Annotated in this window: 13 protein-coding genes; 1 reads left to right on the top strand and 12 read right to left on the bottom strand. The window is 71.8% G+C overall.

Translation table 11 applies throughout. The features are described from left to right. The 7 genes from AQJ11_RS38255 to AQJ11_RS38225 all read right to left on the bottom strand — a co-directional run bounded on the left by AQJ11_RS38255 (position 1) and on the right by AQJ11_RS38225 (position 10,030). On the bottom strand, positions 1-2,487 hold the full coding sequence (locus AQJ11_RS38255; RefSeq protein ID WP_059266411.1) for a PQQ-dependent sugar dehydrogenase: 2,487 nt from the start codon (positions 2,485-2,487) through the stop codon (positions 1-3). Positions 2,488-2,582: 95 nt separating this feature from the next. Continuing rightward, positions 2,583-3,581 carry a sugar phosphate isomerase/epimerase family protein gene (locus AQJ11_RS38250; protein WP_058084896.1) on the bottom strand — a complete coding sequence of 333 codons (999 nt, stop codon included), beginning with the start codon at positions 3,579-3,581 and terminating at the stop codon, positions 2,583-2,585. Positions 3,582-3,596: 15 nt separating this feature from the next. Further along, entirely contained in the window at positions 3,597-4,880 is a 1,284-nt protein-coding gene (locus AQJ11_RS38245; protein WP_059266410.1) for a Gfo/Idh/MocA family protein, read from the bottom strand. Between the two features lie 66 nt (positions 4,881-4,946). Further along, complete coding sequence (locus AQJ11_RS38240) at positions 4,947-5,987, bottom strand: substrate-binding domain-containing protein (protein WP_014669355.1); 1,041 nt, start codon at positions 5,985-5,987, stop codon at positions 4,947-4,949. Between the two features lie 17 nt (positions 5,988-6,004). Beyond that, complete coding sequence (locus AQJ11_RS38235) at positions 6,005-7,021, bottom strand: ABC transporter permease (protein ID WP_014669356.1); 1,017 nt, start codon at positions 7,019-7,021, stop codon at positions 6,005-6,007. Continuing rightward, a complete protein-coding gene (locus AQJ11_RS38230) occupies positions 7,018-8,535 on the bottom strand; it encodes a sugar ABC transporter ATP-binding protein (RefSeq protein ID WP_014669357.1) in 1,518 nt (505 codons plus the stop codon). The genes AQJ11_RS38235 and AQJ11_RS38230 overlap by 4 nt, the downstream gene beginning before the upstream one ends. A gap of 313 nt (positions 8,536-8,848) precedes the next feature. Then, complete coding sequence (locus tag AQJ11_RS38225; RefSeq protein ID WP_041664793.1) at positions 8,849-10,030, bottom strand: ROK family transcriptional regulator; 1,182 nt, start codon at positions 10,028-10,030, stop codon at positions 8,849-8,851. Positions 10,031-10,449: 419 nt separating this feature from the next. Here AQJ11_RS38225 and AQJ11_RS38220 point away from each other — a divergent pair, with 419 nt between their 5' ends. Continuing rightward, entirely contained in the window at positions 10,450-11,556 is a 1,107-nt protein-coding gene (locus tag AQJ11_RS38220; RefSeq protein WP_059266409.1) for a serine hydrolase domain-containing protein, read from the top strand. Between the two features lie 69 nt (positions 11,557-11,625). On the opposite strand, the gene AQJ11_RS38215 is transcribed toward AQJ11_RS38220, so the two are convergent. The 5 genes from AQJ11_RS38215 to AQJ11_RS38195 all read right to left on the bottom strand — a co-directional run. Beyond that, on the bottom strand, positions 11,626-12,918 hold the full coding sequence (locus AQJ11_RS38215) for a phosphatase PAP2 family protein (protein ID WP_059266408.1): 1,293 nt from the start codon (positions 12,916-12,918) through the stop codon (positions 11,626-11,628). A gap of 177 nt (positions 12,919-13,095) precedes the next feature. Then, complete coding sequence (locus AQJ11_RS38210; protein WP_059266407.1) at positions 13,096-13,833, bottom strand: restriction endonuclease; 738 nt, start codon at positions 13,831-13,833, stop codon at positions 13,096-13,098. 166 nt (positions 13,834-13,999) lie between these two features. Beyond that, positions 14,000-14,530, bottom strand: a complete 531-nt coding sequence (locus tag AQJ11_RS38205; protein ID WP_059266406.1) for a MaoC family dehydratase — start codon at positions 14,528-14,530, stop codon at positions 14,000-14,002. A 46-nt stretch (positions 14,531-14,576) separates the two neighbouring features. Then, a complete protein-coding gene (locus AQJ11_RS38200) occupies positions 14,577-15,575 on the bottom strand; it encodes an SMP-30/gluconolactonase/LRE family protein (protein ID WP_059266405.1) in 999 nt (332 codons plus the stop codon). Between the two features lie 188 nt (positions 15,576-15,763). Continuing rightward, positions 15,764-16,022: NADPH-dependent FMN reductase family protein (locus tag AQJ11_RS38195; protein WP_482256568.1), on the bottom strand; the 259-nt coding region annotated here is incomplete at its 5' end.

Genomic DNA, 16,022 nt, shown 5'->3' with positions numbered 1-16,022 from the left:
TCAGCCCGTGGTGAAGGTGAAGTCGTCGACGTCGAACAGGGCTCCGGCGCCGCCCTTGAACACCAGGTAGAGGGTGGTGGTGCCGCGCGGGGCGCGGGACAGGTCGGCCTGGACGTCCTGGAAGGTCTCCCAGCCGCCGGTCACCGGCACGGTCGCCTTGCCGAGCAGGGTGCCGCCCGCCGAGCCGGCCCGGACCTCCAGGGTGCCGCCCGCGCCGCCGGAGGAGATGCGCGCGGTGATCTTCTTGGCGTTGTCCAGGACGTACGGGGTGAAGGAGATCCAGTCGCCGTTGTCGATGTCGCCGACGGTCTTGCCGCCGTGCGCCGTCTCCTTGGCGATCACCGAGACGCCGGAGCCGTTGCCGAAGTGCTCGGCCTGGCGGTGGCGGGGCTGGAGGACGCTCTGGTCGTGCGAGGTGAGCGCGGCCTGGCCGCCGCCTCCGTTGTCGGTGTACTCGGCGTTCAGGACGCCGAAGATGTTGGCGTCCTCGTCGTGGCCGCCGTCGGCGCTGGTCTGGATGGTGCCGGTGCAGCCGGTGGCGGACGTGAGCGGGTGGCCGTGGGTGTCGTGGCCGAGGACGAAGGTGACCTTGACCTTGGCGCAGTCGATCCGGTGGCCGTCCTCGGGGTCGGTCACCTTCACGGTGAAGGGAACGGCGTCACCGAAGCTGAACAGCTGCCCGTCCTTCGGGGTCTGGAGCACCACCGTGGGCGCGGTGTTGCCGACGACGACCTGCACACTGGCGCCGCCGGTGCGGCCCGAGGGGTCCTTCGCGGTCACGGTCGCCGTGTAGGTGCCGTTCTTGCGGTAGGTGTGCGCGGGGTTCGCGTCGGTCGACCGCGTGCCGTCGCCGAAGTCCCAGCTGTAGGTGAGCGCGTCGCCGTCCTGGTCGCTCGTGCCCTGTGAGGAGAACTGGACCTTCAGCGGTGCCTGGCCGGAGGTGCGGCTCGCGGCGGCCTGGGCGACGGGCGAGTGGCCGTCGGTGGCGTTCTCGATGCGGTACAGCGCCGAGTTCTCGTCGCCGCCGAACCAGGAGACGCCGTAGTCGAGGACGTACAGCGCGCCGTCGGGCCCGAAGGCCATGTCCATCACCTGGGTGCCGGTCCAGGGCACGCTGTTGATGGACCGCACGGTGCCGTCCGCGTCGCTGGTGATGCGCTTGATCCAGCGGCGGCCGAACTCACCGGCGAAGAAGTCGCCGTCGTAGGCCTCGGGGAACTTGACCGGCGAGTCGAGCGCGGGGTCGTAGTGGTAGACCGGGCCGCCCATCGGGGACTCGGAGCCGTCGCCGAACTCGGGGACCGACGGGCCGTTGTAGGGGATCCAGGCGGGCTGGGCCGGCGGCAGGTCGGTCAGGCCGGTGTTGTGCGGGGAGGTGTTCTTCGGGGCGGAGCAGTCGAAGGAGGCACCGGAGGTCTTGGTCGCGAAGTCGTAGTCGACGTAGGCGTCGTTGGCGCCGGTGCAGTACGGCCAGCCGAAGTTGCCCGGCTTGGTCACCCGGGCGAACTCGACCTGTCCGGCCGGGCCGCGCCCCGGGTCGGCGGCGCCGGCGTCGGGACCGTAGTCGCCGACGTAGAGGATGCCGGTCTCCTTGTCGACGCTGAACCGGAACGGGTTGCGGAAGCCCATCGCGTAGATCTCGGGCCGGGTCTTGTCCGTCCCGGGCGGGAAGAGGTTGCCGTCGGGGATGGAGTAGGAGCCGTCGGCGTTGACCTTGATGCGCAGGATCTTGCCGCGCAGGTCGTTGGTGTTGCCGGAGGTGCGCTGGGCGTCGAAGCCGGGGTTGCGGTCCGCGCGCTCGTCGATCGGGGTGTAGCCGTCCGACTGGAAGGGGTTGGTGTCGTCGCCCGTCGACAGGTAGAGGTTGCCGGCCGCGTCGAAGTCGATGTCACCGCCGACGTGGCAGCACAGGCCGCGGGTGGTGGGGACGTCGAGGACCTTCTTCTCGCTGGCCGTGTCCAGGGTGCCGTCGGTGTTGAGCACGAAGCGGGAGAGGCGGTTGACGCCGTCGAAGGGGGCGAAGTCGGCGGCGGTGCCGGTCTCGGGCGCGTCGCCCGCCGGGGTGTTCAGCGGGGGTGCGTAGTACAGGTAGATGAAACGGTTCGTCGCGAAGTCGGGGTCGACGCCGACGCCTTGCAGACCCTCCTCGTCGTGGGAGTACACGGCGAGCTTGCCGGCGATCCTGGTGTTCCCGGCCGCGTCCGTCAGGCGCAGCTCGCCGTCGCGGGAGGTGTGCAGGACGGAGCGGTCCGGGAGGACGGCGAGCGACATCGGCTCCCCGGTCTCCGCCTCGCCCTTGGCGAGGGTGACCTGCTGGAAGTCCTCGGCCGCCGCGTCCGGGTCCTGGTCGGCGACGGCTGCGCCGGCCTGGGGCGAGGTGAGGGTGAGGGTGGCGCCCGCGAGCAGGGCGCCGCCGAACAGGGCGAGCGCCTTGCGCAGGCGCGGTCTGCGGGTTCCGTTGCGGGTGGTGCGATCGTTCCCGTGCACGAAAGGCCTCCAGAGTGGGGCTGGTTGTACGGGGCGGGTGAGTTACGCCGGGACGCGCCGTCGTCCCGGAGCCGTGGACCAACCGACGGGAAGGGTCAGTTGGAGAACGCCGCGTCGAACGAGGCCGACGGCGGCTCGAAGTCGTAGGTCTTCAGGCGGGCCAGGGCCTCGGGTGCGCCCTGGAGCCGGTCCATGCCGGCGTCCTCCCACTCCACGGAGACGGGTCCGCCGTAGCCGATGAAGCGCAGCATCCGGAAGACGTCCTCCCAGGGCACGTCGCCGTGTCCGGCGGAGACGAAGTCCCAGCCGCGGCGGGGGTCCCCCCAGGGCAGGTGGGAGCCGAGGCGCCCGTTGCGGCCGTCGAGCCGCTTGCGGGCCTCCTTGCAGTCCACGTGGTAGATCCGGTCGCGGAAGTCCCACAGGAAGCCGACCGGGTCGAGGTCCTGCCACACGAAGTGGGAGGGGTCGAAGTTCAGCCCGAAGGCGCGGCGGTGGCCGACCGCCTCCAGGGCGCGGTGGGTGGTCCAGTAGTCGTAGGCGATCTCGCTGGGGTGGACCTCGTGGGCGAACCGCACGCCCTCGGCGTCGAAGACGTCGAGGATCGGGTTCCAGCGGTCGGCGAAGTCCTGGTAGCCGCGCTCGATCATCGACTCGGGCGCGGGCGGGAACATGGCGACCAGGTGCCAGATCGCCGACCCGGTGAAGCCGATGACGGTGTCGACGCCGAAGGCCGCCGCGGCACGGGCGGTGTCCTTCATCCGGTCGGCCGCGCGCCGCCGTACGCCCTCCGGGTCGCCGTCGGCCCAGACCGCGTCCGGCAGGATGGCCTGGTGCCGCTCGTCGATGATGGCGTCGCAGACCGCCTGCCCGACGAGATGGTTGGAGATCGCCCAGCACTTCAGGCCGTAGGAGTCGAGGAGCTGGTGCCGGGACTTCACGTAGCCGGGGTCGGCGAGGGCCTTGTCGACCTCGAAGTGGTCGCCCCAGCAGGCGAGTTCGAGGCCGTCGTAGCCGAAGTCCCGGGCGAGCCGGCAGACCTCGGCCAGGGGCAGGTCGGCCCACTGGCCGGTGAACAGCGTGAACGGACGCGGCATGAGGGGCGGCCTCCTTCAGCCCGCTACGGGCGTGTAGACGGAGTTCTTCTCGGCGCTCTCCTCCACCGCCGCCAGGACGCGCTGCACCTGGAGTCCGTCGGCGAAGGAGGGGTCGGGGCGGGTGCCCGCGGCGATGGCGTGGACCAGGTCGCGGGCCTGGTGGACGAAGGTGTGCTCGTAGCCGAGGCCGTGGCCCGGCGGCCACCAGGCGTCCAGGTACGGGTGCTCGGGCTCGGTGACGAGGATGCGGCGGAAGCCCGCCTCGGCGCCGGGTCCGGTGGTGTCGTGGAACCACAGCTCGTTCAGCCGCTCCAGGTCGAAGGCGAGCGAGCCGCGCTCCCCGTTGAGTTCGATGCGCAGGGCGTTCTTGCGGCCGGTGGCGTACCGGGTGGCCTCGAAGGCGGCGAGGGCACCGGAGGCGAACCGGCCGGTGAACACGGCGGCGTCGTCCACGGTGACCGTGCCGGTGCTCACGCCCGGGGTGCCCGTCGCGGACCCGGCCGCCAGACCGCGGCTCGGGCCACCGGGCAGCGGGCGCTCCCGGACGAAGGTCTCCGTCAGCGCCGACACCCCGGCCAGCGGCTCGCCCGCCAGGTACTGGGCGAGGTCCACGATGTGCGCGCCCAGGTCCCCGAGCGCGCCGGAACCGGCGTGCTCCCTGCGCAACCGCCAGGTCAGCGGGAAGGCGGGGTCGGCCAGCCAGTCCTGGAGGTACGTCACCCGGACGTGCCGCAGCGTGCCGAGCCGACCGTCGGCGACCAGCCGGCGGGCGAACGCGGTCGCGGGCACCCGGCGGTAGTTGAAGCCGACCATCGCCACCTGCCCGCGCCCGTACGCCTCCTCGGCCGCGCGCGTCATCGTCTCGGCCTCGGCGACCGTGTTCGCGAGGGGCTTCTCGCACAGGACGTGCTTGCCGGCGGCGAGCGCGGCGACGGCGATCTCGGCGTGACTGTCACCGGGGGTGCAGATGTCCACGAGGTCGATGTCGTCCCGGGCGACCAGCGCGCGCCAGTCGGTCTCCACGGCGGCCCAGCCGTGCCGCTCGGCAGCCGACCGGGCGGCGGCGCCGTCCCGTCCGCAGAGCGCGGCCAGCACCGGCCGGCGGGGCAGGTCGAAGACGTGGCCCACGGTACGCCAGCCCTGGGAGTGGGCGGCGCCCATGAAGGCGTAGCCGACCATGCCGACGCGCAGCGGTGGCTTCCCGGCTCCGGGTGCCGCGTCCGGTGCCGCGTCCGGTGCGGCCCCGGGTGCCGTCTCCGGTGCGGCCTCGGGGCCGGCTGACTGCTGCGGCTGTTCCATGCGCTCGTCCTCCTCGTCGTCGGGGCGCGTTCGTCGTGGCGCGGTGGGGGGTGCGGGCGGGCCGGCTCAGCGGAAGCCGGTGGGCATGTACCGGTCGACGTTGGTCTTGTCGACCACGGCGGAGTAGAGGGTGAGGGACGCCGGGATCTCGAACTCGGCGAGACCGCCGACGCCCTTGCCCTGGCCGAGGGCGCGGGCCAGGTCGATGGCGGAGGCCGCCATGGTCGGCGGGTACAGGACGGTCGCCTTGAGCACGCCGTCGTCCTGCTTGATGGCCTGGAACGCGGAGAGGGCGCCCGCGCCGCCGACCATCAGGAAGTCGTCCCGCCCGGCCTGCTGGATGGCGCGCAGCGCGCCCACGCCCTGGTCGTCGTCGTGGTTCCACAGGGCGTCGAACTTCCGCTGCGCCTGGAGGAGTTGCGCCATCTTGGCCTGGCCGGACTCGACGGTGAACTCGGCCGCCTGCCGGGCCACCTTCTTGATGTTCGGGTAGTTCTTCAAGGCGTCGTCGAAGCCCTGGGTGCGCTGCTTGGTCAGCTCCAGGTTGTCCAGGCCGGCGAGTTCGACGACCCGGGCGTCCGGCTTGTCCTTGAGCTTCTCGCCGATGTAGTGCCCGGCGTTGAGCCCCATGCCGTAGTTGTCGCCGCCGATCCAGCAGCGGTAGGCCTGCGCCGAGTCGAAGATGCGGTCCAGGTTGACGACCGGGATGCCGGCGCGCATCGCCTTCAGGCCGACCTGGGTGAGGGCCTTGCCGTCGGCGGGCAGTACGACCAGGACGTCGACCTTCTTGTTGATCAGGGTCTCGATCTGGCCGATCTGCTGGGCGGTGTCGTTGGAGCCCTCGGTGATCTCCAGGGTGACGTCGGCGTACTTCTTCGCCCGGTTCTTGGCGTTGTCGTTGATGGCGTTCAGCCAGCCGTGGTCGGCCTGCGGTCCGGCGAAGCCGATGGTGACGTGCTTGCCGGGCTTGTCGTCGGCGGCCGGCCGCGCGTCCGCGGCCGTCTTCTCGTCCTTCGTCTCGTTGCTCGTGCAGCCCGCGAGGAAGGCGCCGGCGGAGACGGCGGCGGTCCCGAAGAGCAGTCCTCTGCGGCTCGTCAGCTGTGACATGGTGGTGAACCCTTTCCTCAGGTCGTGCTCGCGGTACGGCGCTGGACCAGGACGGCGGCGACGATGATCGCGCCCTTGGCGATCTGCTGGACGTCGCTCTGGAGGTTGTTCAGGGCGAAGATGTTCGTGATCGTCGTGAAGATCAGCACGCCGAGCACGGAGCCGGTGACGGTGCCGCGGCCCCCGCTGAGCAGGGTGCCGCCGATGATGGCGGCGGCGATGGCGTCGAGTTCGTAGAGGTTGCCGTTGGTGTTCTGGCCGGAGCCGGAGAGCACGATCAGCAGGAAGGCGGCGATGCCGCAGCACAGCCCGGACAGCAGGTACAGGTAGAGCCGCTGGCGGCGGACGTCGATGCCGGCGAGCCGGGCGGCCTCGGCGTTGCCGCCGACGGCGACCGTGCGCCTGCCGAAGGTGGTGCGGTTGAGCAGCAGCCAGCCGAGGACCGTCACGCTCGCGAACACCAGGACCAGCGGCGGGACGCCGAGCACATAGGAGTCGCGTTCACCGAGGTTCAAGATGCCGTCGACGCTCACGATCTGCGTCTTGCCGTCGGTGATCTGGAGGGCGAGTCCGCGCGCCGACGCCAGCATGGCGAGGGTGGCGATGAAGGGGACCATCCCGCCGTACGCGATGAGCAGGCCGTTGACGAGCCCGCAGCCGAGACCGACGACCACCGCCGTGAAGAGGATCCCGGCGAAGCCGTACTCCTGCGTGGCGACGGTGGTCGCCCACACGGAGGCGAGGGCGACGATGGCGCCGACCGACAGGTCGATGCCGCCCGAGGTGATGACGAAGGTCATGCCGACGGTGACCACGCCGATCACCGACGCCTGGGTCAGCACCAGTTGGAGGTTGCGGGTGTCGAGGAACTCGTCGGGCTTGGTGACGCCGCCGATGACGACCAGCGCGGCGAGCACCCCGAGCAGGGAGAGGGTACGCAGGTCGGCGCGGGCCGGCAGGCCGCGCCAGACGGGGAGCCGGGCCGGCGGTGTCGGGCCGGCGGTGTCCCGGGGCGGGGAGACGTGCTGCGTCATGACGCCGGGCTTCCTTCCATGACGAGGTCGAGGACTCGGTGTTCATCCAGCTCCTGGGCGGGTGCCGTGTGCACGACACGGCCCTCGCGGAGCACCAGTACGCGGTCGGCGAGGCCCAGCACCTCGGGCACCTCGCTGGAGACCAGCAGGACGGCGAGGCCCTCGTCCGCCAGCCGGCGCACCACCGCGTACAGCTCGGCGCGGGCGCCGACGTCGACGCCGCGGGTGGGCTCGTCCAGCAGCAGCACCCGGCAGCCGCGCAGCAGCCAGCGGGCGAGCACGGCCTTCTGCTGGTTGCCGCCGGACAGGGTGCGCACCGGCACGTCCGGGTTGTCGGGGCGCAGCGACAGCTCCCGGGTCGCGGCCCGGGCGGCGCCGCGCTCGCCGCGCCGGTCGATCCAGCCGACCCGGGAGAAGCGTGACAGGGAGGACACCGACACGTTCCGCGTGACGGACTCCAGCATCAGCAGGGCCTGCGCCTTGCGCTCCTCGGGCGCGAGCCCTATTCCGGCCCGTACGGCGGCACGGACGCTCCCGGTGCGCAACCGGCGGCCGTCGACGACGACTTCGCCCGCGGTGGGCCGGCGTGCCCCGTAGACGGTCTCCAGGATCTCCGAGCGCCCCGAGCCGACGAGTCCGGCGAGCCCGACGATCTCTCCCGGGCGCAGATCGAGGTCGAACGGCGCGAACTCGCCGTCCCGGGCGAGGCCCCGCACCCGGAGCACGGGCTCGGCCTCCGGTGTCCGGGCGGGCCGCTCGGGGAAGACGTACTCCACGGTGCGGCCCGTCATCAGGGCGACGACGTCCCGCGTCGGGGTGGTCTTCGCGGGCAGTCCGCCGGCGACGGCCCGGCCGTCCTTGAGCACGGTCACCCGGTCGCCGATGCGCCGGATCTCCTCCAGGCGGTGCGAGATGTAGACGACGGCGACCCCGTCGGCGGTGAGGTCGCCGACGATCCGGAAGAGGTTGTCGACCTCGTCGGGGTCGAGCGCGGCGGACGGCTCGTCCATCACGATGAGCCGCACGTCGTGGGAGAGGGCCCGTGCCATGGACACGATCTGCTGCTGCGCCGCCGACAACTCCCCGACCAGGCGGGCCGGATCGATCTCGGGATGCCCGAGCCGCTTCAGCAGCGCCGTCGTCGCGGCGCGTGCCGCCTTCCCGCGGACGACGAACCCGGCGGCCGTCGGCTCGTGGCCGAGGTGTACGTTCTCCGCCACCGACAGGTGTTCCACCAGGTCGAGTTCCTGGTAGATGGTGGCGATGCCCAGGCGCATGGCGGCGATCGGGGAGCGCAGGGTGACCGGCTCGCCGCGCCAGCGGATGCTGCCGCCGTCGGGCTGGTGGGCACCGGCCAGCACCTTGATGAGCGTGGACTTCCCGGCGCCGTTCTGGCCGAGCAGGCAGTGCACCTCCCCGGCCTGGACGTCGAGGTCGACGCCGTCCAGGGCGCGGACTCCGGGGAACGACTTGGTGATTGCGGACATGCTGAGCAGCGGCGGTTCTGGTGCCATGTGAGTCCCCTCGGCGGACGTGCGGACCGGTGTCAGGGCGTAGCGGGGCGAGCGCCCTGCGGCCAGGGAGCGGCGTTACACGAGTAAGTGGGGGTGGTGCGGGAAGGGGTCGCTGATGCGGACGGGGTGCGTGGGCGAGCGGAACGGTGTTCGCTTGCGCGCGGAACGGTGACGGTTTCGCGAGCCGGACGGTGACGGTTCGCGCCGTCGGAACGGTGGTTCGCTTGCGCGGGCTGGACGGTGACGGCTTGCGCGGGCGGACCGGTGACGGTTTGCGCCGTTGGAACGGTGGTCGCCCGCGCGGGCGGTGCGGCTACGCGGGTGAGAAGAGGTGGTCGCTGATCAGCCGGGCGGCGCCGATGACACCGGCGCTCGGTCCCAACTCCCCGAGGACGATGGGCAGGTTGCCGGTGGCCAGCGGCAGGGACTGGCGGTAGACCTGGGTGCGGATCGCGGCGAGCAGGGTGTGGCCGAGGCCGGTCACCCCGCCGCCGATCACCACCAGGCCCGGGTTGAAGAAGGACACGAGTCCGGCGATGACCTGGCCGACCCGGGTGCCTCCCTCACGGATCAGTTCGAGGGCGGTGGCGTCACCCGCGGCGGCAGCGGCGGCGACGTCCACGGCGGTGAGGGTGCCGTTCGCCTCCAGCCGGGCCGCGAGTTCGGCGGACAGGCCCTGCCCGGCCGCCTGCGTCGCGTCCCGGGCCAGGGCCGCGCCGCTGAAGTGGGCTTCCAGGCAGCCCCGGTTGCCGCAGGCACAGGGCCGGCCGTCGGGCACCGCCTGGATGTGGCCGATGTCGCCGGCGCTTCCGGTGGTGCCCCGGTGCACCCGGCCGCCCGCGACGATGCCGCAGCCGATCCCGGTGCCGATCTTGACGCAGAGGAAGTCGGCCGTGGTACGGGCGACTCCCGCGTGCTGCTCTCCCATCGCCATGAGGTTCACGTCGTTGTCGACCATGACCGGGCAGCCGAGTTCCTGGCTGAGCGCCTCCCGGACGGGGAAGCCGTCCCAGCCGGGCATGATCGGCGGGGCGACCGGTACGCCCTCGGGGAAGCGGACCGGTCCGGGGACGCCGATCCCGGCGCCGTCGAAGCCCTCGGCCAGTCCCGCGGCCTTCAGCTTCCCGGCCATGTCCAGAACCTGCTCGAAGACCGCGACCGGCCCCTCGCGCACGTCCATGGGCTGGTTGAGATGGCCGAGGATCTCCAGTTCCGGGGTGGTGACGGCGACGTCGACCGAGGTCGCGCCGATGTCGACACCGAGGAACCTGAGGTCCGGGTTGAGCCGGACGTTGTGGGAGCGCCGGCCGCCGCGCGAGGCGGCGAGTCCGTCGGCCACCACCAGGCCCGTCTCCAGCAGCCGGTCCACCTCCACGGCCAGCTTGGACCGGGACAGGTCGACCTGGTCGCCGAGCTGGGCCCGGGAGTTGGGGCCACCGTCACGCAGCAGCTTCAGCAGGCGGGCCTGGTGCGCGTTGGCCGGTCGAGCCGTCATGCGTCTCACGTGCCCCTCCCCGCCATTTTCGGCCACCAGTGTCGGGCTTTCGACAGGGAACGTAGCAGTGGCCGCCGAACCTGGGAAGAAGTTGTGCACGGATTCCTGGGAACTTCTTCCACTGAGAGGACAAAGAGCGGCCGACCAGGCCGGGGCGTACGTGCGCTCGGGGCGAGCCTGGCTGTGGGGTGCCCGACCGGCTGCCACGCTGTTGATCAGGGCCCTTCCCGTACACCTCGGCGGACCCGCAACCCGAACAGCGCGTGGTGGCCAGCCCGAGGTCTGCCGCGGTGGGGGAGTCGGTGGGTCAGGGGCGGATCAGGGTTGTCGTCAGGGCGATCACTGATGGGCGACGCCGCCTTCACACAGCAGAGTTGATGCAGCCGCTTTAGTCACGCAATCACCGCGGAGGTACCTCGATGCACATGCGCCGTGCCGTCACCACTCTCGTCCTGGCCTCTGCTCTCACGGCCGGTGCGGTTCTGCCGGCGGCTGCCGCACCTGCCGCTTCCCGTGCCGCGACGTCCGCGGACCCCACCGTCCAGGACATCCTCGACCACTTGCCCGACGACATCGTCGCGGGCGCGTTGGTCAGTCAGGACGGTGTGGGCGCCACTGCCGGCCCGGTCACCGCTGACGCGTACCTCCGGGCCGGCAGCGTCACCAAAGCCTTCACCAACACGGTGGTACTCCAACTCATCGCCGAGCACCGGATCGACCTGGACGCACCGGCACGGCGGTACGTCCCCCACGTGCTGCCCGAGGCGTACGACGGCGTCACCGTGCACCACCTCCTCGACCACACCAGCGGCCTGCCCAGGCCCGCCCCGACACCCGGGCCGGCCGACGGGCCCGGATGGCAGTTCGCGTCCGTGACGCCCGAAGACCTCCTGCGCGAGTCGTTCGCCGCGGCCACCGGCACGCCGCCCGAACCCGGCTCCGAACAGCAGTACAACGGGCTCGACTCCTTCGTCCTCGGCCTGATCGTGGAGAAGGTCACCGGCCACTCCTTCGCCACCGAACTGGAGCGCAGGATCATCCGGCCGCTGCGCCTGCGCCACACCAGCCTGCCCGCCGCGGACGACCTGACGATCCCCTCACCCCACGCGGAGGTGTACGTCGAGGGGCAGGACGTGACCGAGCAGAGCCCGTACCCGTGGGCCGAGGGAGGCATGATCTCCACCGCCGCCGACCTGGACCGCTTCATGACCGCCCTGTTCCGGGGCCGTCTGCTCCCACCCGCCGTGCAGAAACTGGTGTTCGAGATGCCGATAGCCGCGAATGGCCCCGACAACACCAACTGCTCGGGCCCGGCGGTCTGCTACAGCACCGGGGGACTCATGCGCTACCAGCTTCCGGACGGCGAGGAGGTGTGGGGCAAAACCGGTTCCCGTCCCGGCTGGGACAACGGCTTCTTCGCCACCCGCGACCTCCGGCACCGCCTGGTGTACTCCCTGAACCCGACAGGGGCCGGCAACGACCTCCCGTACATCAAGGCCCTCATCAACGCCGCGCTCACCGAATGACAGCCGGACCGTCCATCCGGTCCGCCCGTGACGAGCGACGCGATCGAGGGCCGGGCGGCCCGGCGCGCCTCAGGGGACGACTCCCAGTTCCGGTTGCGGTTCTGGAAGCGGTATCGGTGGGGTCTTCGGTTCCCACAGGGCGGTGGTCCGTACGAAGCCGTGGACCACGGAGAGCATCGCCAGGAGGAGAAGGGGGCCGAACAGCCACGGATACGAGGCCATCTCCACCGGCACGAAACGGTAGGACAGCAGAAGCGCCGTGAAGACGACCGTACCGTGGGCGACCAAGTGGATCCCGGACCGGTCCCAGCCCCGGTCGAACGCGCGGAGCGCCGCCTCGATCGTCAGCGTGAACACCACGCCCGCGAGGAGATCGGCGCCGTAGTGGTAACCGAATCCGAGTGTGGCGGTGAGCGTGGCGATCAGCCAGAACGTACCCGCGTGACGCAGGAGACGCGGCCCCTTGCGGGAGTGGACGAAGATCGCGGTGGCCCACGCCGTGTGCAGGCTGGGCATGCAGTTGCGCGGGGTGATCTCGTCGAACGGTATGGGGTGCGGGGTGCCGATCGGCGGCGGCGTGTGCGGCCACAGGTCGGCGACCGCCCAGTGCCCGCCGTCGGCGCCGTAGGCGAAGACCGGCCCGACCACCGGGAAGACCATGTAGATGGCCGGCCCGAGGAGGCCGATGACCAGGAACGTGCGCACCAGATGGTGGCGCGGGAAGCGGCGCTCGGTCGCGACGTGGCGCAGCTGGTACATCGCGACGACGACCGCGGCCACCGCGAGCTGGGCGTAGACGTAGTCGAGAGCGTGGGCGCCGACCGTGCCGGTGGCCCGGACGATCCGGCCCACCACCCACGACGGGTTGCCCAGCGCGTGGTCGGCGGTCGCCACGTACGGGTCGAGCACCGTCGGGCGGGTCTTCGACGTGATGAGGAGCCAGGTGTCGCCCGTCTTGCGGCCGGCCACCAGCAGCAGGCCCAGCCCGACGCCCTTCAGCAGCAGGAGGCGTTCCCGGCCGGTGCGGCGCGTGACCGCGATGACCGCACAGCCCACGATGACCCACAACGCGCCGTTGCCGAACGGGTGGCCGTCGGTCAGGTCGGCGCCGGCCGCCCACCGCGCCAGCAGGAAGACGATGTCGATGCCGATCGCGACGCCGACCGCGATGAACCGCTCACGCCAGGTGAGGACCACCATCGTCAACGCCATGCTGGCATACAGCAGAAACCCTGATTTAGGCGGAAATATCAGCTCTCGCGCCTGATAGGTGACCGGCCCCGGCAGACCGTAGTGACGCGCGGCGATCTCCAGCACGACGAGGAACGCGAGGGTCACCACACCGGCCGCGGCCCACAGCACCGTCCGGGGTTGACGCCATGCGGCGAACGAATTTGTGCTTTTTTGAGGCGGATTGACCCGCGATGCTCTAGGTATCAATTGTTCGGCCGATGTGTTGGGTGTTGGTGTGCTTGTCGTGAGTTCGATCATGTTAACGGAGCATCGGCCCGTTGTGGATGGGTGACCGACCGCGCACGGTCAGCACTCGACGCCTGTTCCGTCCCACGGACTCGGCCCCGTACCCTGGCACCAGGCGTCCAGAGCGCGGCCGTCGACGCACACGATGCCGCACTGGCGCGCGTACTCAAGAGCGGGCGCGGTGAAGTCGCTCGTCGTCACGACCGCCGCGACATCGGCCTCGTGAATGGTGAAGCAGGTTCCCCCGAAGCGCTGGAGGTCCTGCGAGCCGACCTTGTTGGCCGCGCCGTACTGCTTGCACTGGATCACCACGCGCCGTCCGTCCGGGGTGATCGCGGTGACATCCGCCCCCAAGTCGCCGGCGCCTCCCACCACCTCCACCTCCTGACAGCCGTCACGGGTGCACAGGTCGGCTATGGCCTCCTCGAAACCATCAGGTTCAAGCTCGGCGCAGTCCACCACACCGCCGGGGAACGCGGCCGTCTCCTCGTCGGCCGGCCGCGGCGGAACGGACGCCTCCTCGGCCGGCCGCAGCGGAACGGACGCCTCCGCGGCCGCTTCCTCCAGGGCGCGGGCGGTTCGGCGCGCGTATGCCGCGGCCGAGAAGCGGCGCCACCTGGACCGGCCCAGCACAGCCGCCGCGACGCCGAACACCGCCAGGACCCCGGCCCACAGCGGGCGCCGCTCGACCATGCCCGCGGCCATCCGCACCACCAGCGCGAGGAGGCACAACAGGACCGCGAGCAGCAGGAAGAACAGGGCGGTGGTGCGCAGATCGAAACGTCGGTCGTTCCGCACACGTCGAACGGGGCGCAGAGGTACGGACACGCGGGTTCCCTCCCGGACGGCGACGACAAAGGCCGGTCCTCTCCGGATGCCCGAGATCACCGAAAGATCGCACACCGCTCATGGCTCAGCCCTGGCCGGCGACCTCGCCGGCCAGGGCTGTCCTCGGGGCAGGCGGTCAGGAGGCCCCCGGCCCGGCGTCCGTCTGCGTCTGCCCGCACCGGAGCAGGTACTTGTGCTGTCCGGACAGCACGAGCTCGCCGCGCTGGTTGTGGATGGTGGCCTCCGTCACCACCACACCCTCCTCGCCGCGCGGTTCCAGGGCGGTGATGGTGAGCGCCGGGTACAGGGTGTCCCCGGAGTGCACCTCGGCCAGGAACGTGCAGGACAGCTCCAGGAAGCTGATGAACACCTCACCGATGAAGTGGGGGAACAGCGTGGCGCCCGGCGCGGTGAACGCCAGTACCTGGAGGCCGTGCACCACCGGCGCGGAGTGCCCGTGCCGGCGCGCCCACTCGGCGTCGTAGTGCACCGGGTGGTTGTCCGCGGAGACGGTCTGGAAGGCCGCCGCGTGGGCGTCGGTCAGGGTGCGGCTGGGGGCCCGGAACACCTCGCCGACGCGCAGGTCCTCGAAGGTCCTGGGCGGGACGACGAGGAACGCGTCCGGGTCGAACCCGGTCGTCGGCGCCGCCGTGTCCTGTGTGTCCATCGTGCTGTCCTCTCGCTCGTCTCTCGTCGTGCGCGTACGTCCGGGCCTACTTGCCGGGGGCCGGGACGATCCGGGCGGCCAGGAGGTTGGGGTCCTCGTTGGTGAAGTAGGCGGCGCTGGCGACGTACGCCGTGCGGCCGCGTACGGCGAGTGAGGTCGGCCCCTCAAGTCCGTCGGCGGCGGTGAGCACGACGGTGTGCCGGCCGCCGGGCTCGACCCGGGCCACCTCGTTGTCCTTGTTGATCGCGGCCAGCAGGGTGTCCCCGCGGCCGGTGAACGCGAAGTCGTCGATGTCCACCAGGCCGGTGGCCCGGGTCGAGACGGGGCCGGCCGCGCCGTGGCGGGTGACCGGTATGCGCAGGACGGTGCCCCGGTCCAGGTTCGACACCCAGACCGCGCCGCCGTGGACCTTGATGCCGTTGGCGCCCAGGAACCCGTCGGCGGCCAGCTCGGGCGCCGTGGACCACGCGGTGGCGGTCCCGCCGGTGAGCGGTACGCGCCAGACCGTGCCCAGGACCGAGTCCGCCGCGTACAGCAGTCCGCCGTGCTCGTCCAGCGCCAGGCCGTTGGGCAGGCCGTCGGCCGGGAGGGCGGCGATACGGTGCGGGGTGCCGCCCGGCCGCAGGCGCCACAGGCCGGTCAGGTCGCTGCTGCCGGTGGCGTACAGGAAGTACAGCGTCCCGTCGTGCGCACGGACGATCCCGCCGAGGAACGGCGAGGTGAGGGCCGGGGTGACGGAGCCGGCGGGCGGCTCGGGCAGCGTCGCGAGGACGTGCGCCCGGCCGTCGGGGGTGATGCGGGCGACCTGGCGGTTGTAGGCGAAGGTGACGACCGCGCTGCCGCCGGGCTCCAGGGTGATGTTCTCCGGCCGCTGGCCGTCGCTCACGTCAAGGTGCGCGAAGAAGCGCGTGTGGGCCGCCGGGCCGGCCGAGGTGGTGGACGCCGGGGCGGCCGTGGCCGGACCGGTCGCCGTGACAGCGAGGGCGGCGACCACCGCCGTGGCCAGGAGACCGGTGCGCGTCCGCGTCGTCAGCGGGCTGGTCATGTCGGTTCCTTCTCTGTGAGGTGGAAGAGCGGGGTGCTTGCGAGGTGAGGTGGTGGCCGGCCAGTGCGTGGCCGGCACAGGTCGGCGTGCCGGGGGAGCCGTGTTGCCGTCGTCGTGCCCCTGGGAGTGCCGGATGGCCGCGCGGCAGCACCCGGGCGCGTCCGGCGGGGCCACGTTGCCGGACCCGGTCACCGGCCCCCAGCGGTCGGTGCGGTGGGCGCGGGCGGACGGAACTCGAAGGCCGGCTGGGCGGGTGGCGCGACGATGGGGGGTCCGGTCATCAGCGCGACGAGTTCCGCCGCGGCCCGGTCGGTCCGTTCGGCGAGTCCTTCGGCGCCCCAGTCCTCGGAGGCGGCGTAGACCCCGGTGGGGACGACGACGGCACGCAGGTAGGCGAACAGGGGCCGCAGTGCGTGTTCCAGTACCAGCGAGTGCCGGCCGGTGCCG

The organism is Streptomyces corchorusii, assembly GCF_001514055.1.
GTDB lineage: Bacteria > Actinomycetota > Actinomycetes > Streptomycetales > Streptomycetaceae > Streptomyces > Streptomyces olivaceoviridis.
Note: the sequence above shows the minus strand (reverse complement) of the source record. Positions and strands in the feature narration are given on the sequence as shown.